Source organism: Luteimonas viscosa (assembly GCF_008244685.1).
In the GTDB taxonomy this organism is placed as follows: Bacteria; Pseudomonadota; Gammaproteobacteria; order Xanthomonadales; family Xanthomonadaceae; genus Luteimonas; species Luteimonas viscosa.
In genome coordinates this window covers 213,998-237,134 of the sequence record NZ_VTFT01000002.1, presented here as the reverse complement: position 1 = coordinate 237,134, position 23,137 = coordinate 213,998, and the positions used below count along the sequence as shown (strand labels likewise).

At 68.3% G+C, this 23,137-nt stretch carries 15 protein-coding genes; 6 read left to right on the top strand and 9 right to left on the bottom strand.

Annotated features, from left to right (window positions below):
- Positions 1–4: 4 nt before the first annotated feature.
- A complete protein-coding gene (locus FZO89_RS15725) occupies positions 5–1,099 on the bottom strand; it encodes an ABC transporter ATP-binding protein (RefSeq protein ID WP_149104374.1) in 1,095 nt (364 codons plus the stop codon).
- A gap of 171 nt (positions 1,100–1,270) precedes the next feature.
- Between FZO89_RS15725 and FZO89_RS15720 the strand changes: the two genes are divergently transcribed.
- The 6 genes from FZO89_RS15720 to eda all read left to right on the top strand — a co-directional run bounded on the left by FZO89_RS15720 (position 1,271) and on the right by eda (position 8,648).
- On the top strand, positions 1,271–2,644 hold the full coding sequence (locus tag FZO89_RS15720; protein WP_149104373.1) for a GH1 family beta-glucosidase: 1,374 nt from the start codon (positions 1,271–1,273) through the stop codon (positions 2,642–2,644).
- Positions 2,645–2,665: 21 nt separating this feature from the next.
- Positions 2,666–4,084 carry a glucose-6-phosphate dehydrogenase gene (gene zwf / locus FZO89_RS15715; RefSeq protein ID WP_149104372.1) on the top strand — a complete coding sequence of 473 codons (1,419 nt, stop codon included), beginning with the start codon at positions 2,666–2,668 and terminating at the stop codon, positions 4,082–4,084.
- Complete coding sequence (glk, locus tag FZO89_RS15710; RefSeq protein ID WP_149104371.1) at positions 4,081–5,088, top strand: glucokinase; 1,008 nt, start codon at positions 4,081–4,083, stop codon at positions 5,086–5,088. The genes zwf and glk overlap by 4 nt, the downstream gene beginning before the upstream one ends.
- Positions 5,085–5,831 carry a 6-phosphogluconolactonase gene (gene pgl / locus FZO89_RS15705; RefSeq protein ID WP_425480481.1) on the top strand — a complete coding sequence of 249 codons (747 nt, stop codon included), beginning with the start codon at positions 5,085–5,087 and terminating at the stop codon, positions 5,829–5,831. The genes glk and pgl overlap by 4 nt, the downstream gene beginning before the upstream one ends.
- 46 nt (positions 5,832–5,877) lie before the next feature.
- Entirely contained in the window at positions 5,878–7,794 is a 1,917-nt protein-coding gene (gene edd / locus FZO89_RS15700; protein WP_149104370.1) for a phosphogluconate dehydratase, read from the top strand.
- A gap of 191 nt (positions 7,795–7,985) precedes the next feature.
- A complete protein-coding gene (gene eda / locus FZO89_RS15695) occupies positions 7,986–8,648 on the top strand; it encodes a bifunctional 4-hydroxy-2-oxoglutarate aldolase/2-dehydro-3-deoxy-phosphogluconate aldolase (protein WP_149104369.1) in 663 nt (220 codons plus the stop codon).
- Positions 8,649–8,693: 45 nt separating this feature from the next.
- Here the strand turns inward: eda and FZO89_RS15690 are convergent, their stop codons facing one another.
- The 8 genes from FZO89_RS15690 to FZO89_RS15655 all read right to left on the bottom strand — a co-directional run bounded on the left by FZO89_RS15690 (position 8,694) and on the right by FZO89_RS15655 (position 23,091).
- On the bottom strand, positions 8,694–9,362 hold the full coding sequence (locus FZO89_RS15690; protein WP_149104368.1) for a hypothetical protein: 669 nt from the start codon (positions 9,360–9,362) through the stop codon (positions 8,694–8,696).
- 130 nt (positions 9,363–9,492) lie between these two features.
- On the bottom strand, positions 9,493–12,741 hold the full coding sequence (locus FZO89_RS15685; protein WP_262378741.1) for a discoidin domain-containing protein: 3,249 nt from the start codon (positions 12,739–12,741) through the stop codon (positions 9,493–9,495).
- Between the two features lie 747 nt (positions 12,742–13,488).
- Positions 13,489–14,322: a carbohydrate ABC transporter permease gene (locus FZO89_RS15680; RefSeq protein WP_149104367.1), complete on the bottom strand. Its 834-nt coding sequence runs from the start codon at positions 14,320–14,322 to the stop codon at positions 13,489–13,491.
- Entirely contained in the window at positions 14,319–15,197 is an 879-nt protein-coding gene (locus FZO89_RS15675) for a carbohydrate ABC transporter permease (protein WP_149104366.1), read from the bottom strand. The genes FZO89_RS15680 and FZO89_RS15675 overlap by 4 nt, the downstream gene beginning before the upstream one ends.
- Positions 15,197–16,465: a sugar ABC transporter substrate-binding protein gene (locus tag FZO89_RS15670; protein WP_149104365.1), complete on the bottom strand. Its 1,269-nt coding sequence runs from the start codon at positions 16,463–16,465 to the stop codon at positions 15,197–15,199. The genes FZO89_RS15675 and FZO89_RS15670 overlap by 1 nt, the downstream gene beginning before the upstream one ends.
- A gap of 114 nt (positions 16,466–16,579) precedes the next feature.
- Positions 16,580–18,256: a glucoamylase family protein gene (locus FZO89_RS15665; RefSeq protein ID WP_149104364.1), complete on the bottom strand. Its 1,677-nt coding sequence runs from the start codon at positions 18,254–18,256 to the stop codon at positions 16,580–16,582.
- 165 nt (positions 18,257–18,421) lie between these two features.
- Positions 18,422–19,981: a tryptophan halogenase family protein gene (locus tag FZO89_RS15660; protein WP_149104363.1), complete on the bottom strand. Its 1,560-nt coding sequence runs from the start codon at positions 19,979–19,981 to the stop codon at positions 18,422–18,424.
- 89 nt (positions 19,982–20,070) lie between these two features.
- Positions 20,071–23,091 (bottom strand): TonB-dependent receptor, encoded by a 3,021-nt coding sequence (locus FZO89_RS15655; RefSeq protein WP_149104362.1) that lies wholly within the window; start codon positions 23,089–23,091, stop codon positions 20,071–20,073.
- Positions 23,092–23,137: the final 46 nt, after the last annotated feature.

Genomic DNA, 23,137 nt, shown 5'->3' with positions numbered 1-23,137 from the left:
GTGCTCAGGCGCATGTCAACGCCAGGCCGCTCCCGGGATCGAACACATGCACGCGACCCGGCGCGAGGCGCAGCCACAACGCGCCGCCCGGGACCGGCATGTCGCCGGGCGGCAGGCGCGCGACCAGCGCATGTTCGCCCAGGCGCAGGTTGACGTAGACCTCGCTGCCGACCGGTTCGACCACGTCGACCGCGGCCTCGAACGCGCCACTCCCGGCCCCGCCAGCGGGCAGCAGATGTTCGGGACGCACGCCCACGCACAGCTCGCGCCCGTTCCAGCCCGCATCCAGCGCCGCGTCCGCCGGCAGCGGCAGGTGCGTCCCGTCGGCGAGCGCGAGCGACCAGCCCTGCCCGTGCAGCGCGCGGCCGCGCAGTACGTTCATGGCCGGGCTGCCGAGGAAGGTGGCGACGAACAGGTTCGCCGGGCGTTCGTACAGCGCCATCGGCGTGTCGATCTGCTGGATCTGCCCATCGCGCATCACCACGATGCGCTGGCCCAGGGTCATCGCCTCGACCTGGTCGTGGGTGACGTAGACCATGGTCGTCCCCAGCCGCTGGTGCAGCCGCGCGATCTCCACCCGCATGCCCGCGCGCAGCTTCGCGTCCAGGTTGGACAGCGGCTCGTCGAGCAGGAACACCTGCGGCTGCCGCACCAGCGCGCGCCCGAGCGCCACCCGCTGGCGCTGGCCGCCGGACAGCTGCGCCGGCCGCCGCGCGAGCACCCCGTCGAGTTCCAGCATCCGCGCCGCTTCGCCCACCCGCGAGGCCACCTCGCCTTTCGACAGGCCGCGCAGCTTCAGCGCGAAGCCGAGGTTCTCCGCAACGGTCATGTGCGGATACAACGCGTAGCTCTGGAACACCATCGCGATGTCCCGATCCTTCGGCGCGACGTCGTTGACCACGCGGTCGCCGATCCGGAGCGTACCCGAGGTGATGGTTTCCAGGCCGGCGAGCATCCGCAGCAGGGTGGTCTTGCCGCAGCCGGACGGCCCGACCAGCACCAGCCGCTCGCCGTCGCCGACCTCGAAGCTCGCGCCGGCGACGCCGACGTGCCCGTTGTCGTAGACCTTGCGCAGGTTGTCGAGCCGCACGCGCGCCATCGTTCCTCCAGTCGGCACCGGTCGCAGCGCTGCGAACCGCGGCGCGAATGCGTGCGCATTTGCGCGCTTCCGCGGTCCCGGCTGCGAATACACTGCACCGGATGATTGCGCTATTCTGGCATGTAATCGTTTCCATACCATGCTGCCGCGCCGACGCGAGGATTTCCTGCAATGAGCCCATCCGCAGACAAGGACTTCAGTTTCCCGAAAGGATTCCTCTGGGGCGCCGCCACCGCCGCGCACCAGATCGAGGGCTCGCCGCTCGCAGACGGCGCCGGCCCGAGCATCTGGACGCGTTTCGCGCACACCCCGGGCATGACCCTCAACGGCGACACCGGCGACGTCGCCTGCGACCACTACCGGCGCTGGAAGGACGACGTGCGGCTGATGCGCGAGCTGGGGCTGCAGGCCTACCGCTTCAGCGTGTCGTGGTCGCGGATCCTGCCCGAGGGCACGGGCCGGGTGAACCAGGCCGGGCTCGACTTCTACTCTCGCCTGGTCGACGAACTGCTGGCCAACGACATCGAGCCGCTGCTCACGCTCTACCACTGGGACCTGCCCGCCGCACTCGACGATCGCGGCGGCTGGCTCAACCGCGACTGCGCGGACTGGTTCGCCGAGTACGGCCGCGTGCTCTACCGCGCGCTCGACGGCCGGGTGAAGAAGTGGGTTACGCTCAACGAGCCCTGGGTGGTCACCGATGGCGGCTACCTGCACGGCGCCCTCGCCCCGGGCCATCGCAGCCGCTTCGAGGCGCCGATCGCCTCGCACAACCTGATGCGCGCCCACGGCGCGGCGGTTCAGGCCTATCGCGCCGAAGGCGCGCACGAGATCGGCCTGGTGGTGAACATCGAGCCGAAGTACCCCGCCAGCGATTCGGAGGCCGACGCGGCAGCCACCCGCCGCGCCCATGCCTACATGAACGAGCAGTACCTGCACCCGGCCCTGCTCGGCCGCTATCCGCCGGAACTCAAGGAGATCTTCGGCGACGCCTGGCCCGATTTCCCGGAAGAGGATTTCCGGCTGATCGTGCAGCCGCTGGATTTCGTCGGCATCAACTACTACACCCGCAGCGTCACCGCCGCAGACGCGAGCTACCCGCTCAAGGCCGGGGCGGTGCGCCAGCCGCTGGGCACCTATACCGAGACCGGCTGGGAGGTATTCCCGCAGGGCCTGACCGACCTGCTGCTGTGGTTCAAGCGGACCTACGGCGACCTGCCGGTCTACATCACCGAGAACGGCGCCGCGTTCTTCGACCCGGCCGTGGCCGAGGATGGGCGCGTGCGCGACCCGCTGCGGATTGATTACCTTCGAAAGCATCTGTCCGCGATCCACGACGCGATCGCCGCCGGCGTGGATATCCGCGGCTACATGGCCTGGTCGCTGCTCGACAACCTCGAGTGGTCGCTGGGCTATTCCAAGCGGTTCGGTATCATCCACGTCAACTACGGGACCCAGGAGCGGACCCCGAAGGACAGCGCCCGCTGGTACTCTGGCATCATAGAGAGCCACGGACGCGGCCTGTCCGATCCCCTTCCCTACTGACCAGAGCCATCCCCGGCGTCCATGCACGATTCACTCCTGCTGTTCGGCGCCACTGGCGACCTCGCACAACGCTACCTCTTCCCGTCGCTGCTGCACCTGCTGCGCGACCGCCTGCTGCCGGACGGCTTCCGCGTGGTCGCCATCGGCCGCACCGAACACGACGACGACGGCTTCCGCGCCTGGCTGCGCGAGCGCATCGCCGATGGCGACGCGCGCAATGGCGCGCTCGACGACCTGCTCGGTCGCATCCACTACCACCCGCTCAACCTCAACGACATCGACGGCATGGCCGCGACGCTGTCGCGCTACGCCGACCGTCCGGCGGTCAGCTACCTGTCGACGCCTCCGAACCTGTTCGAATCGGCCTGCCTGGGACTGAAGGCCGCCGGCCTGCTCGAGCCGCCGTCGCGGCTGGTGCTGGAGAAGCCGATCGGCCACGACCTGCCCTCGGCGCGCGAGATCGACGCCACGCTCAAGTCGGCGCTGGACGAATCGCGGATCTTCCGCATCGACCACTACCTGGGCAAGGCGCCGGTGCAGAACCTGCTGGCGCTGCGCTTCGGCAACACCCTGCTCGAAGCGGTGTGGGACAACCGCTGCATCGAGTCGGTCGACATCCTGGTCGCCGAGACCGCGGGCGTGGATGGCCGCGAGGGTTACTACGCCGATTACGGCGCGCTGCGCGACATGGTCCAGAACCACATGCTGCAGTTGCTGGCGCTGGTGGCGATGGAACCGCCGGCCGCGCTCGACGCCGACAGCATCCGCGACGAGAAGCGCAAGGTGCTGCGCGCGCTGCGCCCGATGACCGCAGCCGATGCCGCTGCCGACAGCATCCGCGGCCGCTACGGCGCGGGCGTGGTGGAAGGTTCGGCGGTGAAGGGTTTTACGGCTGACAGCGCTGTCGAAACTTTCGTCGGCCTGCGTGCCTGGATCGACAACTGGCGCTGGGCCGGCGTGCCGTTCCGGCTCGCCACCGGCAAGCGCCTGCCTTCGCGCACCACCGAGGTGCTGGTGAACTTCAAGCCGGTCACCCACTGGGTGTTCGATCGTCCCGACAGCAAGCACGCCACGCCCAACCGCCTGCGCATGCGCCTGCAGCCGGAGGAGACGATCGAGCTCGGGCTGATGGGCAGCCTGGCGGCGCCCGAATGGGGCGCGACCGAACTGATGCCGATGTCGCTGGACATGGCGATGCTGCCGCCCAAGCGCCGGATCGCCTACGAACGGTTGATGATCGACGCGCTCAAGGGCGACCAGACCCTGTTCGTGCGCGACGACGAGGTCGAGGCGCAGTGGCGCTGGATCGACAGCATCAGCGCGGCCTGGGCGCAGGCGGGAACCGCGGTCCAGGAATATCCCGCCGGTTCGTGGGGACCCGCGGCGGCGACGGCCTTCCTGCCGCGTACCGTCCACGGCCCGGCGGGCAGGCGCGGATGAGCGGCGCGGCGCGGATCCTGCTGGCGGACATCGGCGGCACCAATGCCCGTTTCGCGCTGGCCGATCCGGCGCTCGCCTCGCCGCTGATCCTGGACAGCATGCAGCGTTACCCGGTCGTCGACTTCCCTTCGCTCGCCGACGCCGCGCGCCACTACCTGCGCGAAACCGGCCAGGAGGAATCCGGCATCCGCGCGGGGATCTTCGCGGTCGCCGGCCACGTCGACGGCGATGTCGCACGCATCACCAACCATCCCTGGGTGATCTCCAGGCAGCGCACCCAGGCGCAGCTCGGTTTCGAGCGCGTCACCCTGATCAACGACTTCGCCGCCCAGGCGATGGCGATCCCGCTGCTGCAGGCCGGCGACGTGGTCCCGGTCGGCGGCGCGACATGGACCCCCGAAGCGGCGCCGCAACACCGCACCTACGCGATCCTGGGCCCGGGCACCGGGCTGGGCGTCGGTGCCCTGATCATCCGCGAGGGGCGCCAGTATCCGCTCGAGACCGAGGGCGGGCACGTGAGCTTCCCGCCCGGCACGCCGGAGGAACTGGCGATCCTCGACCGCCTGTCCGCGCAGTTCGGGCGGGTGTCGAACGAGCGCCTGGTCTGCGGCCCCGGCCTGGTCAACATCCATCGCGCGCTCAGCGAGCTCGCCGGCGAGGATCCCGGGCCGATGCAGCCGGCCGACGTCACCGCGCGCGCGCAGGCCGGCGATCCGCGCTGCATGCGCGCGGTCGACGTGTTCTGCGCGGTGTTCGGCGCGATCGCCGGCGACCTGGTGCTCACCCTCGGCGCCTGGGACGCGGTCTTCCTTACCGGCGGCGTGGTGCCGAAGATGCTCGACGCCCTGCAGCATTCGGGCTTCCGGCAGCGCTTCGAGCACAAGGGCCGGTTCTCGCCGGCGATGGCGCGGGTGCCGTCGCTGGCGGTCATGCACCCCAATGCCGGCCTGCTCGGCACGGCCGCGATCGCGCGCCGCGAAGCGCTGGACGCCGCGCCGGCATGACCGGCCACGGCCCGCAGCAGGATTCCACCGGACAGGGCGAAGGCTCGCGCGTGCGCATGCACAGCTACGAGTCGCAGACCCAGTGGACCTGGGCCGCGGCGGTCGCGATCTCCTCGGTACTCGCACGCGACCTGCAGCAGCAGCCGCGCGCACGACTGCTGCTGTCGGGCGGAAGCACGCCCGCGCCGGTGTACGAGGCGCTGTCGAAGGCGCCGCTGGACTGGGACCGGGTCGACGTGGCCCTGGTCGACGAACGCTGGCTGCTGCCCGACGATCCCGACAGCAACTCGCGTCTGATCCGCGAATCGCTGTTGCGCAACAACGCGGCGGCCGCGCGTTTCGAGAACATCACCCGCCCCGGCCGCAGCATCGAGGAAGCGGTCAGCGCCGCCAACCTGCATGCACAGGCGCCCGCCGGCGTGGTGGTGCTCGGCATGGGCGAGGACGGCCATACCGCCTCGCTGTTCCCGCGCATGCAACACCTCGACGCCGCGCTCGACTCGCGCGCGGCGTATGTGCCGGTCGACGCCACCGGCTGTCCGGGCGCCGGCAAGTTCCTGCGCCGCATCAGCCTGACCCCGGCCGGGCTCGCGCCCGCGCACACGCGCCTGCTGCTGATCCGCGGCGAGAGCAAGCGCAAGCTGCTCGACCGCGTGCTGGACGGCGACGATGCGCACGAGTATCCCGCGCGCATCGCGTTCCTGACGCCCGGCGCGCCGCTGCACATCCACTGGTGTCCGTGACCCTGCGGTCGCGACGCCATCGACACGCCTCATCGCCAGAACGCCAATGAGCCTGCATCCCGTACTTCACGACGTCACCGAGCGCATCCGCCGCCGCAGCCGCGCCTCGCGCGCGGCCTACCTCGCCGGCATCGAGGCCATGCACCAGGCCGGGCCGAACCGCTCGCGCCTGAGCTGCGGCAACCTCGCGCACGGCTTCGCCGCCTGCGGGCCGACCGACAAGTCGCGCCTGCGCGGCGGTGCCACGCCGAACCTGGGCATCGTCACCGCCTACAACGACATGCTCTCGGCGCACCAGCCCTACGAGACCTATCCGCAGCTGATCCGCGAACACGCGCGCAGCCTCGGTGCCACCGCCCAGGTCGCCGGCGGCGTGCCGGCGATGTGCGACGGCGTCACCCAGGGCCGCGCGGGCATGGAACTGTCGCTGTTCTCGCGCGACGTGATCGCGCAGGCCACCGCCATCGGTCTGTCGCACGACATGTTCGACAGCACCGTGCACCTGGGCATCTGCGACAAGATCGTGCCGGGCCTGCTGATCGGCGCGCTCGCCTTCGGCCACCTGCCCGCGATCTTCATCCCGGCGGGGCCGATGACGCCCGGCATTCCGAACAAGCAGAAGGCGGAAGTGCGCGAACGCTATGCCGCCGGCGAGGCCACGCGCGACGAGCTGCTCGAAGCCGAGGCCGCGTCCTACCACGCGCCCGGCACCTGCACCTTCTACGGCACCGCGAATTCCAACCAGGTGCTGCTCGAGGCGATGGGCGTGCAGCTGCCCGGCTCGTTCGCCAATCCCGGCACCTCGCTGCGCGACGCGCTCACCCGCGCCGCGACCGAACGCGCGCTGCGCATCAGCGCACTCGGCGACGACTACCGTCCGCTCGGGCGGGTGATCGACGAACGTGCGATCGTCAACGCGGTGGTGGCGCTGATGGCCACCGGCGGTTCCACCAACCACACCATCCACTGGCCGGCGGTCGCGCGCGCGGCGGGCATCGTCCTGACATGGGACGACATGGACAAGCTGTCGCAGGTGGTGCCGCTGCTGGCGCGCGTGTATCCCAACGGCGAGGCGGACGTGAACCGCTTCCACGCCGCCGGCGGCATCGGCTTCGTGTTCCGCGAACTGCTCGACGCCGGGTTGATGCACGCCGACGTCGAGACCGTGCTACCCGGCGGCATGCGCGCCTGGTGCGACGAGCCGACCCTGACCGACGGCACGCTCGGCTTCGCGCCGACGGTGGCCACGAGCGGCGACGAGACCGTGGTGCGGCCGGCATCCGCGCCGTTCGAGGCGCAGGGCGGCCTGCGCCTGCTGCGCGGCAACCTCGGCCGCTCGCTGATCAAGCTCTCGGCGGTGAAGCCCGAGTTCCGCACGATCGAGGCGCCGGCGGTGGTGGTCGACGATCCGCGCGCGCTCAACAAGCTGCATGCCAGCGGCCTGCTGCCGCAGGATTTCGTCGCCGTGGTGCGCTACCAGGGCCCGAAGGCGAACGGCATGCCGGAGCTGCATTCGCTGGCGCCGCTGCTGGGCATGCTGCAGAACCAGGGACGTCGCGTCGCGCTGGTCACCGACGGGCGCCTGTCCGGCGCCTCGGGCAAGATTCCCGCCGCCATCCACCTGACTCCGGAAGCCGCGCGCGGCGGCCCGCTCGCCAGGCTGCGCGAGGGCGACATCGTCCGCCTCGACGGCGAGGCCGGCACGCTCGAAGCGCTGGTCGCAGCCGACGAATGGGCCGCGCGCGAACTCGCACCGAGCACCGCGCACTGTGCCTGGGACATCGGCCGCAACCTGTTCGCCTTCAATCGCGCGATGGTGTCGCCGGCCGACCAGGGCGCGCTGTCGATCTCCTGCGGCCCGCCCGCGCGCGACGGCGGCCAGTGGGACTACGATTCCGAGTACGAACTCGGCAACGATCCGCACATGGCGGCCGAGGCGCCGCACGAGTCCAAAGATGCGTGATTGGTGATTGGTGATTGGGGATTCGAAAGAGCGAGACCCGCCCCCTGCGCACGACTTCACTCGTCGGAACCCCTCATCCAGGCAGCCTTCCCCGCGCAGGGTATCCCCGGATCGACACACCGATCGAAGACCACCAGTTTTCCGAATCACCAATCACCAATCACGAATCCACCAATCACGAATCACCACCCATGACCATCGAAGCCCTCCAGAACCGCGCCGAACAGTTCCTGCGCGATGCCGGCATCCTGCCGGTGATCACCGTCGACAGCGTCGACCAGGGACGCCGCATCGCCGAAGCGCTGCTGGAAGGCGGCCTGACCTCGCTGGAACTCACGCTGCGCACGCCCGCCGCCCTGGAGACGCTGGCGGCGCTGAAGAAGGAACTGCCCGGCATCGTCATCGGCGCCGGCACCGTGCTCGATGAAACGCACATCCGCCAGTCGATCGATACCGGTGCGGATTTCCTGGTCACCCCCGGCACTCCACCGGCGCTCGCCGAAGCGCTGGCCAGGGCGGCGATTCCCGCCGTGCCGGGCGGCGCCACGCCCACCGAATTCCTGCAGCTGATGGCGCATGGCTTCCGTTGCTGCAAGCTGTTCCCGGCCAACGCCGTCGGCGGGCTGGCGATGCTCAAGGGACTGGCCGGGCCGATCGCATCGCTGAAGCTTTGCCCGACCGGCGGGATCAGCGAGGCCAATGCGGGCGAATTCCTGGCCCAGCCGAACGTGCTGTGCATCGGCGGTTCGTGGATGGTGCCGAAGGAGTGGCTGGCCGCCCGCGAGTGGAGCAAGGTGCGCGACAGCGCCGCGAAAGCCGCTTCCATCATCGCCGGGGCGCGCGCCTCCCGCTGAACCACGACAGGACCGCGCCCGGGCGCCCGCCGTGATGCCTGCAGATCAGGCGGGCACGAGCTTCGCGCCCGTCCGCCGCCACCAGGCGGCATGCAGCACGTACCACGCCGCCAGCAGCCAGCCGAGCTGCCATTCCAGCGCGTTCTCGATCCGGTCCTTCAGGCTTTCGTCCGCGACCAGCGCACTCGCCGCGACGTTGCCCACGCCCAGCAGCAACATCATCGCGCTGACCACCACCATCGCCGGAACCAGGCGCCCGTCGCCATGCGCCTGTGCGCGCAGGCCACGCAGGAAGCGCAACTGTGCGAGGTAGCCGAAGCCGAAAAAGCAGACCACGCCGTAGCGGCGCAGGAAGCGATAGGTGTCGCCGTCGGTGCCGAGGAAGGTCGCATACACCGCCAGCGCCGCCGCGGCGATCGCCCCGAGCCAGGCCACGTCGCGATATCCGCGCCCCAGCCAGCGCGATGCCAGCCACCAGTGCAGGCCCAGCAGCAGGGCGCAGGGCAGCACCAGCAATCGGAACAGATGGTTGCCGAGGCCATGACGCGCGGCGCGGCTGATCGAGGTGCATCCCTCGAGCACCGGCACGCAGGCTTCGATGTGGCCGTCACGGATCGACAGCCACAGCGCGAGGTGCGCGGCGAAGGTGAACGTCACCGCGACCGCGAGCGGCAGCGGCCAGAGCGGGAATGCGTCGGATGGGGGGCGGAGCATGCCGTCGCGTCGATGTCCTGCGCGGGAGATGGCGTGTGCCGGAAGCGGGGATGGCGCGATCGGCTGCCGGAAGCGCAAGCTTAGCGCGTCGCGCAATCCCGGAGGCTCGTCTGCGCTGCGCCGCCCTGCCCTAGTCTCCTTCCCCGCCTTCGGCTGCCGCGGCGATGCGGATCCGCGCCGGCAGGGCGGTCACCCGCAACTCGCGGCCGTTCCATTCGGCCGCACCCGATTCGATGTCCGTTTCGCTCGGCGCGCCCGCAAACGGCCACGGCAGCACCAGTCCGCCCGGCGGCAACCGCAGGCCGGAATCGTCGACCTCGAGCAGCAATGCGCCGTCATCGCGGCGCAGGCTGTAGGCCAGCGGCCCGGAGGCGGTACGCAGTCCCGCGATGCCGACGCCATTGCCGTCCAGCCAGTCGACCGGCACGCCCGCCGCCAGCACCAGGCTGTCGTCGCGCTCGCGCGGATAGGCGAACATGTCGAGCGCTGACCGCACGAAATCCGAACCGACCCAGGCATGTGGCAGGTCGCCGAGGAAGAACGGCTTGCGCGGCGTCCGCGAGACCACCTCGCCCCACTGGTTCCAGGCCTGCGGCGCGCGGTCGGCGAAGAAGTAGTCGACCACCTCCTTCGCCCGCCCGCGCCAGCCCAGCCGCACGAATGCCGCCACGTTGCGCCATTCGTAGGGCGTGTAGTCCTTCCATTCCAGGCGCCCGTCGCGGCGGTCGAGGAAACGCGTCCAGTACTGCTCGAACGTGTTGTGCAGCAGGTCCTGCGGCAGGCGCTCCTGCTCACCGCCGGGCGCGAGCGCGATGGTGGTCGAGGTCGGGTCGAAATCGCCCAGTTCGGCCGCGCCGGGCAGGAAATCGATGTCGTGCAGGTCCGCCGCGGCGCGCAGCGAATCCATCAGGTCGCCATGGAACTGGTCGCGCGAGGCGGTCATGCGTTCGACGTCCTCCGCCCTGCCGAGCGCCTGCGCGACCTCCACCGCATCCTTGTAGCCGCGCAGCGCCCAGAAGTTATCCCAGTACGAGTGCATCGGCTTGGCCGAATAGCCTTCATGGCTGATCGAGGCCGGCATCATTCCGTAGAAGGCACGATTGATCCGCCGGTTCGCGGCCGTGCGCTCCGACAGGCGCAGCTCCTCCATGTAGCGGTACGCGCCCTCGACGTGCGGCCACATCCGCTCCAGGAACGCGAGGTCGCCGGTATGGCGCCAGTATTCGGCGATGTTGAAGATCAGCTCGCCGTGGCTGTCGTTCTCCGGCACCGGATCGCTGCCGCGATCGTCCACGCAGCACGGCACCTTGCCGTTCTCGAACTGGTAGGGCGCGTACCACTCGACGTACTCGCGCACCACGTCGGGACGGTCCAGACGCAGCAACCCCTCGGAGATCATGGCGCCGTCGCGGATCCAGCTGCGCGCGTACGATCTTGTCCCCGGCTGCAGGCGCGGACCGATCCGCGAGATCAGCATGTGCGCCAGCGAGGTGCGCAATGTGTCGACCAGCGCCTGTCCCTGCGGCGGCACGATCAGCGTCACGCGGTCGAGCTTGCCGCGCCACATCGCTGCGGTCTCGGCCTGCAACGCCCCCGCATCCCACCAGCGGCGCGCGAGCGCGGCGGTGCCGGTCATCGGCACCATCAGCTCGATGGTGCGGGTTTCCCACGGCGCCAGGCGCATGCGGTACAGCAGGGCGCCGGAGGCGAGGCCGGTCGGGTCCACCACGCTCGTCGTCGCCGGCCTGCGCGACGCGGCGAGGTGCGATACCGCCATGCCCGCATCGAAAGCCGTGGCGAACGCACTGCCCGGCAACTGCTTGGCGAACACCCGCGGCCTGCCGTCGACGGACACGGTGCCGCCGTCGATCGACATCGACCCGACCGGACTGACCCCGCCACGCGTGTTGAGGAACTGGCTCGGCGGATTCACCTGGAACGGGCGCAGCGCCAGCGCCAGGGTGTAGTCGCGTGCCTTGCCGCCCGGGTTCGACAGCCGGTAGCGCGCGACCAGGCGCGATTCGCGCGGGGTGCCGTGCGCGAACGCGGTGATGTCGAGCGCCAGGTCGTCGCGCTTCCAGTGCACCGACGGGATCGGCAGGTAGCCGTCCTGCAGCGACTGCGTGGTCGCCACGTCGGCCCAGCTGGCCAGCGCGCCGTCCACCAGCACGAACGGCTCGATGCTGAAGCCGCCCTTGGCTACCTCCAGCGCGCCGTCCTCGCCGATCAGACCCTGCTGGGTGCCGCCATCGAGCCCGAGGATGGTCCAGTAGGGTTGCTCGCCGCTGAAGCCGCGCGGAAACCAACCCCTGGGCGCCTGCCCGGCCATCGACCGGACGAAGTCATTCGATGTCGCCGCGAAGGCCAGCGGTTCGATGACCGCCTCGAACAGGGCGAAGCGCCGCGTCGGTCCGTCCATCAGGTCGAAGGCGATGTAGCGCGCCTCGGATTCGGGCAGCGCGATCCAGTCGTCGCCGCCGTTGCCAAGGGTCACCGCACGCACCTCGCGCCATGCCGCGCCATCACCGGACACGCTGATCCGGTAGCGCGACGGATAATCCTTCCGGTCCCAGCGCAGGCGCAGGCCGCCGAACTCGCGCACCTTGCCCAGGTCGAGCACCAGCCGCTGCGGCAGCGTGGATTTCTCCACCCGCCACGCCGTGCCCATCCTGCCGTCGACCGCGAGCGTCGCGTCGCCGGCGGTGGCGATGGCGTCGGCGCGCAGCGGGCTGTCGTCGTCGGCCGGCAGCGGCTCGAGCTCCAGCGTGTCGAAGCACACGCTGCCGCGTCCACCGACATTGTTGTAGATGGTGAACTCGAGCTTCGCGCTCCGGCGCAACACCGGGTCCGGGTCCGGTCCCCAGGCCTTGTCGATGTGCCGGCGCTTGTAACGCACCGGGGTCCATTTTCGCGGATAGTCGTACTTCGGCCGGTTCACCCACCACACGTTGTCGCCGTTGGCGTCGACCAGCTTGAACTGCAGGTCGTTGTCCGGCGAGTCCCCGCGCAGGCGGAACGAGAAGGCGAAGTTGTCAGGATACTCGAGCGGCAGGTCGCGCTGGATGCCGACATGGCCGGAGACCCCGTTGAAGTCGTAGTCCAGGCACAGCGCGCCGCCATCGTCGCCTTCGACCAGGCGTACGCTGCCGCTGACCTGGTCAGAGGTGACGACGCTCCACGGCGCGGGATCGTCGAAGCCGTCGAGCAGGCGGGGCGGTTCGGGCGGGAGTTCGAGCGCGGGCAACGACGCCTGCGCGAATGCGGGTGCCGGCCCGAACAGCCAGGCGGCAACCAGTATCGCGAACGCGAAGGCGCGGGGGCAGGCGCGGCTGGAAACAGGCACGTTTCGCTGGGTGTCCATCATGTTCCTGGTCTGCATCTGGATCTCATGTGTTGTCGCTGCCCGCGCTGGCGGGACGCCATTGGCCGAGGCGCCGCCGGCCCGCCCCCGCGCAGCGCGCGGGGCGTTCCGCCATGGCGCGAGGCAATGCCTCGCAAGCGCGCGTTGCGCAATCATTTCCTTGTCGCCATCCATGGCGCGACATCACAGGCTCCGGAGCCGCCGGCCCGGCCGTTCTTGGCCGGGCGTTCGGGCGAGGCAGTGCCTCGCAAGCACGCGTTGCGCAATCGCTTTCTCGCGGCCATCCATGGCGGAACATCACAGGCTCCGGAGCCGCCGGCCCGGCCGTTCCGGCCCCGCGCAGCGCGCGGGGCGTTCCGCCATGGCGCGAGGCAATGCCTCGCAAGCGCCATGGCGTCACCCATGGCCGGGCGTTCGGGCGGGCGCGAGGCAGTGCCTCGCAAGCGCGCGTTGCGCAATCACTTTCTCGCGGCCATCCATGGCGGAACATCACAGGCTCCGGAGCCGCCGGCCCGGCCGTTCCGGCCCCGCGCAGCGCGCGGGGCGTTCCGCCATGGCGCGAGGCAATGCCTCGCAAGCGCCATGGCGTCACCCATGGCCGGGCGTTCGGGCGGGCGCGAGGCAGTGCCTCGCAAGCGCGCACCGCGCAATCGCTTTCTCGCGGCCATCCATGGCGGAACATCACAGGCTCCGGAGCCGCCGGCCCGGCCATCCCTGGCCGGGCGTTCGCGGGCGCGCGAGCCAGTGGCTCGCAGGCGCGCCCGCTCACCCTTTCACGCTCCCGAGCAGGAGGCCCTGGATGTAGTAGCGCTGCAGCACCAGGAACAGCAGCAGCACCGGCAACACGGTGACCATCGCGCCCGCCATCATCAGTTCCACGTCCATGATGTGCTCGCGCGAGAGTGCGGCCAGCGCCACCGGCAGGGTGTAGCGTTCCTGGTCGGTCAGCACGATCAGCGGCCACATGAAATCGTTCCATGCGGCCATGAAGGTGAAGGTGGCGAGCGTGACCAGCACCGGCTTGAGCATGGGCAGTACGACCTGGAAGAAGATCCGCAGCTCGCCGGCGCCGTCGATCCGCGCCGCTTCGATCAGGTCGTCGGGGATGCTGCGCGCGTACTGCCGCACCAGGAAGATGCCGAACACCGTCGCCATGCCGGGGACGATCACGCCCCAGTAGCTGTTCACCAGCCCCAGCTGCTTCATCATCAGGAACAGCGGCAGCATCGCCACCTGCGCCGGCACCACCAGCGCCGCCAGCAGCAGCTGGAAGATCCGTTCACGGCCGCGGAAGCGCAGCTTGGCGAACGCATAGCCGGCCATGGTGTTGACCAGCAGCGACACCAGCGTGATCGCGATCGAGACCAGCAGGCTGTTGCCGAAATTGCGGGCGACACCGGTGCGGGCGAACAGCTCGCGGTAATTGTCCAGGGTGAACGCGGACGGCAGGAACGGCGGCGGGAAGTGGCTGGCCTCGCCGCGCGGCATGAACGACACCGACGCCATCCACAACAGTGGCGCCAGGCTCAGCAACGCCAGTACCAGCAGCGCGCCGTTGACGCGCGTGGCATGCCCCCACGAATGGCCGACGCCGCTCATACCAGTTCCTTCCGGCGACCGCCGCGCAGCAGCAGTGCGGTCGCGGCGAGGATGATCAGGAACAGCAGGAACGCCACCGCCGACGCACGCCCGAGGTTCCACCACTTGAAGCCTTCCTCGAACATGTAGTACAGCACGCTCACCGTGCTCTGCAGCGGATCGCCGCGGGTCATCACGTAGGGTTCGGCGAACAGCTGGAAATAGCCCGAAACGGTGATCACGCCGACCACCAGCAGCACCGGTCCGAGCTGCGGCAGGGTGACGTGCAGGAACTGGCGCCAGCGCGATGCGCCATCGATGCGCGCGGCCTCGTACAGGTCCTGCGGGATCGCCTGCAGCCCGGCGAGCAGGATCACCATGTTGTAGCCGAAGTTCTTCCACACCGCGAACAGCATGATCGTGGGCATCGCCCAGCGCGGATCCCCCAGCCAGTCCACCGGCGCGACGCCGGCCTGGGCCAGCGCCCAGTTCACCATGCCGTAGCCGGTGTGGAACAGGTAGCGCCAGATCACCGCCACCGCCACCAGCGTGGTCACCACCGGCGCGAACAGCGCGGTGCGAAACAGCGCGCGCATCCGCGTGACCGGCGAATTCAGCAGCAGCGCCGCGCCCAGCGACACCGCGATCGACAGCGGCACGCCGACCACCACGAAGTACAGGGTGTTGCCCAGCGCCTTCCAGAACAGGGGCGTCCGCAGCAGGTCGATGTAGTTGCCGAGGGCGACGAAGCGCAGGTGGCCGGGGTCGGCGAGCGCGTACAGGTCGAAATCGGTCAGGCTCAGCAGCAGCGCCGCCAGCACGGGCAGGCCGAAGAACACCCCGAGCACGATCAGCGCCGGCGCGGCGAACATCCAGCCGGCGAGGCCGGTGCGCATCACCGCGCCTCCTGTTCGCGCACCCAGCGCCGCTTTTCCAGGATCGCATCCACCCGCGCATCCAGTTCGGCCACCGCCCGCTCCTGCGACTGTCCACCACGCACCACGCGTTCGGTCGCCAGCCGCATCTCCTGGCCGATGCGCTCCCATTCCAGCACCTGCGGCGTCGGCCGCACCCGCTCGAGCTGGTCCCGGAAGGCGCGCGCGAGTTCATCCTGCGCAAGCGCCGGATGCTCCCAGGTGCTGCGACGCGGCGGCAGGTTTCCGGTCTGCGCATGGAAGCGTTGCTGGTTGCCGGGCCGCGACAGGAACTCGACCAGCTTCCAGGCCGCCTGCTTGCGTTCGGACGTGCGGAACAGCACCAGGCTGGTGCCGCCCGCGATCCCCGCGCCCGGGCCATCGGGGCCGGGCAGCGGCATCGTGCCCCACGTCCCGGCCATCCCCTCCGGCTCGCGCCGGCGGAATTCGCGGATGTTCCAGGGCCCGGACAGGTAGAACGCGAACGATCCCCTGAAGAACTCGTCCCACACGTTCGAGATCTGCGTATCCGACATGCGCGGCGCCCAGCCTTGCTCGAAGGTGTTGGCATAGAACGCCAGCGCCTTGCGGAAGCCGGGGCCGCGAAAATTGCCGTAGCCGTCGTCTTCGCGCAGCAGCGGATCGCCGGTCTGCAACGCGAACGAGAGTTGCGGCTCGAATTCATTGACCGGCATCAGCACCGCGTGCCGGCCGGGGCCGGCGTCGCGCACGATCGCCGCCATCGCCCGCTCCCACTCGTCCCAGGTGGCGGGCGGCGCGTCGAAGCCCGCTTTCGCGAGCAGGTCCTTGCGGTAGAACAGCAGGCGCGTGTCGACGTACCACGGTACGCCGACCAGGGTGCCGTCGACCACGTTGGTGGCCCAGATGCCGGGGAAGTAGTCGTCGGCATCGACGACCCGCGAGGCGTCCACCCTGCCCTGCAACGGCTCGAGCGTGTCGAGCATCGCGAACTCCGCGATCCAGGTGTTGCCGAGCTGGCAGATGTCGGGAAGCCCATCGGCCGCGAACGCGGTGAGCAGCTTCTCGTGCGCGGCCGTCCACGGGATCTGCTGCAGCTCGACGCGGATGCCCGGGTGCTCGCGCTCGAACTCCGCGAGCAGTCCGGCCACCACCTCGGCCTCGCGTCCCATCGCCCAGAACCGGATCGTGGTGGCATCGTCTTCGCGGGCACAACCCGCGAGCGCGAGGCACAGCAGCAAGGGCAGCAGTATGGAAAGCCGGGGGGACATGCTGCGGATGTTAGAGGTTTCCTTCATTCCGGGCGCACGCACCGGCACGAGCTCGCGGTCCGCCGGCGTGCGCTCGCGGAACCCGCGCCAAACGGGGCCGGCATCCGCGACACGCTATTGCGGCGGATCCGATGCCCTCGGCTCAGCCGGCGGCTTGTCGTCCTCGCGCGACGACGAGCGCGACTGCGCCTTGCCGATGTCGCTGGCGTCGGCGGCTTCCGGATCGGGTTCGCCCGAGGTCTGCGGCCCGTCCGGCGGCGCCAGCCAGCCCCCGGTGAAGCCGGCGCGTTCGAGCCCCTTGCGGATGTAGGGGTTCTGGCGCATCACCTTCCACACGAACTCGCTGCGGTAGTTCGCGATCATGGTCAGGATCGGACCCTGGTCGATGCCGATGTAGTCGCTCGCCACCCAGCCCCGATCGGGGATCAGGCGTCCGGTCTTGAGCGGCACGTCGTACTTGAAGCTGGGATTGACCGCGTCGAGGAAGCCGTAGCTCGAGTACAGGTACTCGCCGTAGCGCTCGTAGAGTTCCTCGGTGGCGGGGATCGCGATTTCCGGCGCGAATGCGATCGAGGCGATCGCCGCGGTGGGCGCGATCGTACCGTCGTCGAACTCGTCCGACAGGCCCGCGCCACGCGCGCTGTAGTGGCGGAACTCGCGCTGTTCGCCCTTGAACTCCTGGGTCGTGCGCTGCGGCCCGTCGCTTGCGGTCAGGCCCCAGACGTTCTCGCCGTAGTCGTCCCACTTCATGGGATTCTCGATTGCGTAGGCCCGCTGGGCATAGGTCGCGCGCCGGCTGTTCTCGAAGTAGTCGATGCCGCGACTGCTCATGTACGCGTCGCGGATGCCGCGGAAATCGATCCACACGTGCGAGTACTGGTGGCCGAAGTGTGGTCCGAAACTGAGGTATTCCTGCCCCTGGAACACGCCCCAGTCGCGCTCGTAGGTTTCGGTCCAGACCTGCCACGCCTCCGGGTCCACCGGATGCGTCGGCGATCCCAGGGCGAGGATGTAGACCAGCATCGCCTCGTTGTAGCCTTTCCAGTCGTGGCTGATGAAGCCGCGCTCTGGATACCAGCCCATCGAGATCAGCGGCGGCCGCTGCTGCAGCCACGGCCACTCGACGCGGCGGTAGATCTCGTCGGCGAGTTCACGGATCTCGACCTCGCGCGGATCGTCGCCGGTGTAGTACGACTGCGCGAACAGCACCCCCATCAGCAGCAGGCCGGTATCGACGCTCGACAGCTCCACCCAGCTGTCGTAGCGCGCGCCGGTGCGCATGTCGAGGAAGTGGTAGAAGAAGCCCTTGTGGCCGCTGCGCCCCTCGGCCTGCGGCCCCATCCTCGCCTCGCGCAGGAACGTCAGCGTCGCCAGTGTGCGGTCGACCGCCTGGGTGCGGCTGACCCAGCCGTTCTCGATCCCGATCGGATACGCGGTCAGCGAGAACCCGACCGAGGCGATGCTCGCGAACGGCCGCGACGGGAAGCGGTCCGGCGTCAGGCCGTTGACTTCGTTGCTGGTATCCCAGAAGAACTGGAACGTACGCCGCTCGATGTCGCGGAACAGCGGCGGCAGCTCGGGAGGCCCCTCCGGCTCTTCCTGTTTCGGCTCCGGCTCCTCGTCCACGTCCGGCAGCACGATCTGCGGGATCGGACCGGGCCTGGGAGGCGCCACGGCCGGCTCGTCGGGCTGCGGGGTTTCACGTTGGCACGAGACGAGCAGACATGACAGCAGGAGCGGGAGCGCAAGCAGTCGGGCCAAGGTCGATGTCTTGCTCGAGGGGACGCGCATGCGATTTTCCTGTCGACAGCCTAGCGACCTCCCCCTAGACGGGACCTGGAAGCTCATAGCTGGCATGAACTCATGTAAACGATTACAACAGATTGTTAAACGGATGTGATCGTGCAGTGCAGCATGCTGCGGATGGGGTTCAGCCGGCTGGCGAGTCGCGCATGTTCAAGGGCGGACGGCGGCGCTACCGGCGGCGCCGGTTCGGGTCCGACTGTCGGCAGGTGCCAGGCAGAACCGGTCGATGAACTGCTGATGGGTGGGCATCACGTCCACACAGTTGGAGATCGTCTTGCCAACGCCTTCGACGAATCGGAACACATCCGCTTCCGGCACCAGATCGACCAACGGGTGATAGCCGGCCGGCATCACTCCCTGGCCCAGCATCACCTCGATCCAGCTAACGTCGCCGAACATCTCCTCGCCGTTGCGGTAGACCTGTCCGCTGTCCTGGAACAGTTCGAGTTTCTCACGCAGTTCCGGCGTGATCGCGATATGGCGGCACTCTTTCCAGAACGGTTCGTCGCGTCGGTTGGCGTAGTAGTGCAGTACCAGAAAATCACGGATCCTGTCGAACTCGAACGCCAGCCGCGCATTGTACTTGCGCGCCAGAACAGGGTTGAACCCTTCGCGGGGAAACATTTCCAGAAGTTTGGAGATGCCGGATTGGATCAGGTGGATGCTGGTTGACTCCAGCGGCTCCATGAACCCACTCGATAGCCCCAGCGCGATCACATTGCGTTGCCAGCAGGAAGATCTTCGACCGGTATTGAAGCGCAGTGGTCGCGGATCGCCCAGCGCCGGTCCATCAAGGTTGGCCAGCAGGGTCGCCGCCGCTTCGTCGTCGCTGACATGGCGGCTGCAATACACGTAGCCGTTGCCGGTGCGGTTCTGCAGCGGAATCCTCCACTGCCATCCGGCGGCACGCGCGGTGGATCGCGTGTAGGGCGTGGGCGACCCGACGTTCCCGCTCGGCACCGCCCACGCGCGATCGCACGGAAGCCAATGCGAGAAGTCTTCGTAAGACGTGCCCAGCGCTTCGCCGATGAGCAAACCCCGGAAGCCGGAGCAATCGATGAAGAGGTCTCCACCGATCTCCTCGCCGGACTCCAGTCGCAACGCCGTAACGTGCCCGCTTCCGGAATCGAGCAGGACCTCCCTTACCAGACCTTCTGTCCGCCGTGCGCCCCTTCGCTCGGCGTATGCGCGCAGGTAGCGCGCATACAGCGCCGCATCGAAGTGATACGCATAGGCGATGTTGGAAAGCGGCGACCCCGCCGGCGCGTCGTCGGCCGACACCATGAACCTGCCACGTTCCGCCGCGAGTGTGTTCAGCGAATAGCAGCCGATGCTCCGGGCCCGCCCCCGCTGGTACGCCTTCGTCCAGTAGTGATGGAAAGGCAGCAGTCCGAGGTTGCGGCCGATTTCCGTGCCGAAACCGTGGACATAAGTTGTCCCCTCCCGCAGCCAGTCTACGAACTGTATGCCGAGTTTGAACGTGCCCTGGGTGTTGCGGACGAAGTCGGCCTCGTCGATCTGCAGCAGGTTGTTGAAGGCCTTGATATGCGGAACCGTGGCCTCGCCGACCCCGACGGTGCCGATCGCCTCGGATTCCACGAGCCGCACGCTGCAAGACTCGCCCAGGACACGAACGAAGGCCGCGGCGGCCATCCAGCCCGCGGTGCCGCCCCCCACGACCACGATGTCGCGCACCGCGCTTGCGGACATCCGCATCCTCCCCGTAAACGCTGTCGAAGGCCGGGACGCGACAGCCGAAACTGCCGCGCCTCCACCGCATCGGCCGTGACGTCATCGATTCAGAAACGCATCCCGAATTCCAACTTCACCGTTCGCGGGAGCCCCGTGATGTTGCCGCCTTCGAGGTACTCTGCGGAAATGCTGCCGTCCCGATTATCGGTTACGACCACGCTCGTGTAGTTGGCCCAGTTGAATACGTTCAGCAGGTCGAGGCGGCCATAGAACCGCACGCCATCCACGTCGAACTCCTTGGTTGCCTGGAGGTCCAGGCTGCGATATCCCCACGTCCCCTCCGGTTCGGTGGCAGCCGGCCTGCAGCGCGGGCCGCCATCCGGCGTCGGCACTCCGTCTGCGAGGCATGTGCTGCTGTACACCGGCGTCGGCGTGGCGAGCACGAACTTGCCGCCGAACGTGATGCCCCAGAAGCCATCCAGCGTGCCAGTCGCGACGAACCGGTGCCTGGGTACCGAGTTCGACACGAGTACGGGGTAGTCGCTCAGATCCGCGAAATCGAATGAGTAATGCTCGTTGATGTCCCGGTTCTGCTCCGCGTCGGTATAGGTATACGCGAAGCTCGTGCCCCACCCGGAATTTCGGCTGTAGGGCTTCTGCGCCGACAGCAGCAGTTGCGTGGATGTGGTTTCGATACCGTTGTCCCCGATGATCAGCGCGCCGAAACCCGGCACCCCGTTGCCCCAGGGCTGGCTGCCGTTCTGAAAGAAATCGCCGCTGGGGTAGCGGTTGCCGAGCCTGAATGCGAACCCGTCGTGGCTTTCTATCCGGGTCACTGCCGCATCCGTCAGCCATTGCCCCAGCGTGTTGCGCATGCCGAGACTGAACTGGTCGGAATACGGCGTCTTCAGGTCGTTGTTCATCAGGTCGACCTCGACGCCCTGATTGGTCGCGGACACGAGCGCCTGGAGGTTCTCGATGCCGTCGAGGTAACTCGGATCCCAGTCGAAGCACGGGTCACGATCTCGATAGCACTCACCCGTCTCGGGGTCGCGGAAGTTGATCGTCAACTGCGGAAGCGCCGACTTCGTCACCTCCAGCTGCAGGAAATCGTACAGGTTGCGGTCGTAGGAGCGGCCGGCCCCGCCGTACAGCACATGCTTCTGGTCCGCGCCGAGATCGTACGAGAAGCCCAGGCGTGGCTGCCAAGCGTCCTTGAAGGCCTCGCGGTTGTCACCGGTGCTGATGTAGTCGTTGACGTCGACGCCACCGGCACGTAGCGAGTCCGCATAGGTCTGTCCTGCGGGCGCGTTCGGATCTTGCGCACTCAGGGCGTCGATCACGTTCGAGGGCGTCACGAAGTCGAGGTATGCCGGAACCTCTTCGTAGTCCCACCGCAGACCGATGTTGAGGATCAGGTGGTCGTTGACCTGCCAGTCGTCCTGGATGTACAGGCCATACTGCTTCGAAGTCGTCTCGACGCTGGGAGCGATGCTTCCGATTCCGGTGACGGGCTTGGCGAAGATCGCCTGGTAAGGCTGGTCGGTCGGAAAACCCGAGCCGAGGATATAGGCGAACTGCGGATTGGCATTGAGCGCGTCGGCCGCGTAAAGGTCGACGCTCTTGTAGCGGGCGCCCATCTTGATGGTGTGGTAGCCCGCCGCCTCGATGTCGATGAATGTGAGATTGTCCTCGATCGACCAGCCTTCCTGGCCCTTGATCTGCCCGGCGCGCGGGTCTCCGCCGCCGACCTGGATCACTGGCTGATCGTTGACACCATCCGGGGTGCGGTACAGGAAGCCGTTGCCGAACGTGATCGGCACCGGGTTGTTGAAGGACTTCTCGCTGGTCAGCAGCACCTCGTTGAACCAGCGGTCGGCGCTATGCTCCCACCGCAGGCTGTTGCGATGATCATAGTTGTCGGTATAGATGCCGTGGGAGTAGGCGTTCTGGTTGCCTACGTTGCCCACCGTCTCTTCGTCCCTGCGCTGGGCGGAGAATGCGATGCGATCGTTGTCGGTGACGTTCCAGTCGATCTTCGCGAACACCAGGAATTCATCGAACGGCTGCGTCGTGGGGCCGAACTCCCTTTGAACGTCGGCCGGCAGCTGCGCGATGATCTCCGGAGTCCCCACCACGCCCGGTACGACCGCGGTCGGGAGGGAGAACTCCTTTTTCTCGAGTGCGACGAAGAAGTGCAGCTTGTCCTCGATCAGCGGGCCTCCCACCGCGATGCCGGACTCGGTTTCCTTGCTTTTCTCCTTGTCCTCGCCACTCACTTCCTCCGCCGGCGTCCTCTCGCGCATGCCCTCGTCGGTGAAGCGGTAGAACACTTCTCCCTCGAGCTGATTGCTGCCGGATCGCGTAACCGCAGTCACTGCGGCACTTGAAATCTGGCCGTACTCGGCCTTGTAGTTGGAGGTGATGACCTTGTACTCGCCGATCGCCATCTGCGGAAACGGGTTGCCCGCGCTGTCGAACTGCCCGGCCACCCCACCCTTCTTGACGTAGCTCTTCTGGCCGACACCATCGATGTAAAGATTGGTCGAACTGGTGTTCTGAGCACCGCCCTTGAGCGATGTGCGCCCATTTCCATCGCGCTCGAAGATCATCCCGGGCACCGCATCGGCGAATTCGAGGAAGTTGCGCGAGGTCTGCGGCACGTTCTGGATCTCCCGCAGGGAGACGAACTTCCCGACCTCGGACGTATTCACCTCCTGCAGCGCCGGTGCCGTAACGACGACGGCGTCGAGGTCTGTCGCGTCACCCGCGACCGGCGTCTCCGCCACCCCGGTGTCAGCCGACAGGTTCAGGGTGGCTGTGGAAGCCACCTGCAACCGCACGGTCTGCGGAGACGCTCCTTCCGCTTCCACGGTGTAGGTGCCTGGCGCAAGGCCGACCAGGGTGTAGCTGCCGTCGGCGTTGGTCTGCGTGCGACGGACGCTACCGTCCGCCGTATTGACCGCCGTGACGGTGGTCCCTCCATCGGCACCGGCTACGCGGCCGCGCAACGTCGAACTTGCGCTCTGCGCGTTGGCCACCGTCGCTGTCAATACAAGGCAACTTGCGAGCGCGCCCGCCAAGATGCTGCGTTCGATCCTGCGGGGTGCGAAGGTCTTGCGGTTCATGTCGATGCCCCTCCCAGGGCGATACTCGAATTTGGGAAATTTCCGA

Coding starts and splice junctions, on each gene's coding strand:
- FZO89_RS15660 (WP_149104363.1), bottom strand. CDS start 19,981: ATGTCCGCAAGCGCGGTGCGCGACATCGTGGTCGTGGGGGGCGGCACC.
- glk (WP_149104371.1), top strand. CDS start 4,081: ATGAGCGGCGCGGCGCGGATCCTGCTGGCGGACATCGGCGGCACCAAT.
- FZO89_RS15720 (WP_149104373.1), top strand. CDS start 1,271: ATGAGCCCATCCGCAGACAAGGACTTCAGTTTCCCGAAAGGATTCCTC.
- FZO89_RS15665 (WP_149104364.1), bottom strand. CDS start 18,256: ATGCGCGTCCCCTCGAGCAAGACATCGACCTTGGCCCGACTGCTTGCG.
- edd (WP_149104370.1), top strand. CDS start 5,878: ATGAGCCTGCATCCCGTACTTCACGACGTCACCGAGCGCATCCGCCGC.
- FZO89_RS15675 (WP_149104366.1), bottom strand. CDS start 15,197: ATGCGCACCGGCCTCGCCGGCTGGATGTTCGCCGCGCCGGCGCTGATC.
- FZO89_RS15725 (WP_149104374.1), bottom strand. CDS start 1,099: ATGGCGCGCGTGCGGCTCGACAACCTGCGCAAGGTCTACGACAACGGG.
- FZO89_RS15655 (WP_149104362.1), bottom strand. CDS start 23,091: ATGAACCGCAAGACCTTCGCACCCCGCAGGATCGAACGCAGCATCTTG.
- FZO89_RS15670 (WP_149104365.1), bottom strand. CDS start 16,465: ATGTCCCCCCGGCTTTCCATACTGCTGCCCTTGCTGCTGTGCCTCGCG.
- FZO89_RS15680 (WP_149104367.1), bottom strand. CDS start 14,322: ATGAGCGGCGTCGGCCATTCGTGGGGGCATGCCACGCGCGTCAACGGC.
- eda (WP_149104369.1), top strand. CDS start 7,986: ATGACCATCGAAGCCCTCCAGAACCGCGCCGAACAGTTCCTGCGCGAT.
- FZO89_RS15685 (WP_262378741.1), bottom strand. CDS start 12,741: ATGCAGACCAGGAACATGATGGACACCCAGCGAAACGTGCCTGTTTCC.
- zwf (WP_149104372.1), top strand. CDS start 2,666: ATGCACGATTCACTCCTGCTGTTCGGCGCCACTGGCGACCTCGCACAA.
- pgl (WP_425480481.1), top strand. CDS start 5,085: ATGACCGGCCACGGCCCGCAGCAGGATTCCACCGGACAGGGCGAAGGC.
- FZO89_RS15690 (WP_149104368.1), bottom strand. CDS start 9,362: ATGCTCCGCCCCCCATCCGACGCATTCCCGCTCTGGCCGCTGCCGCTC.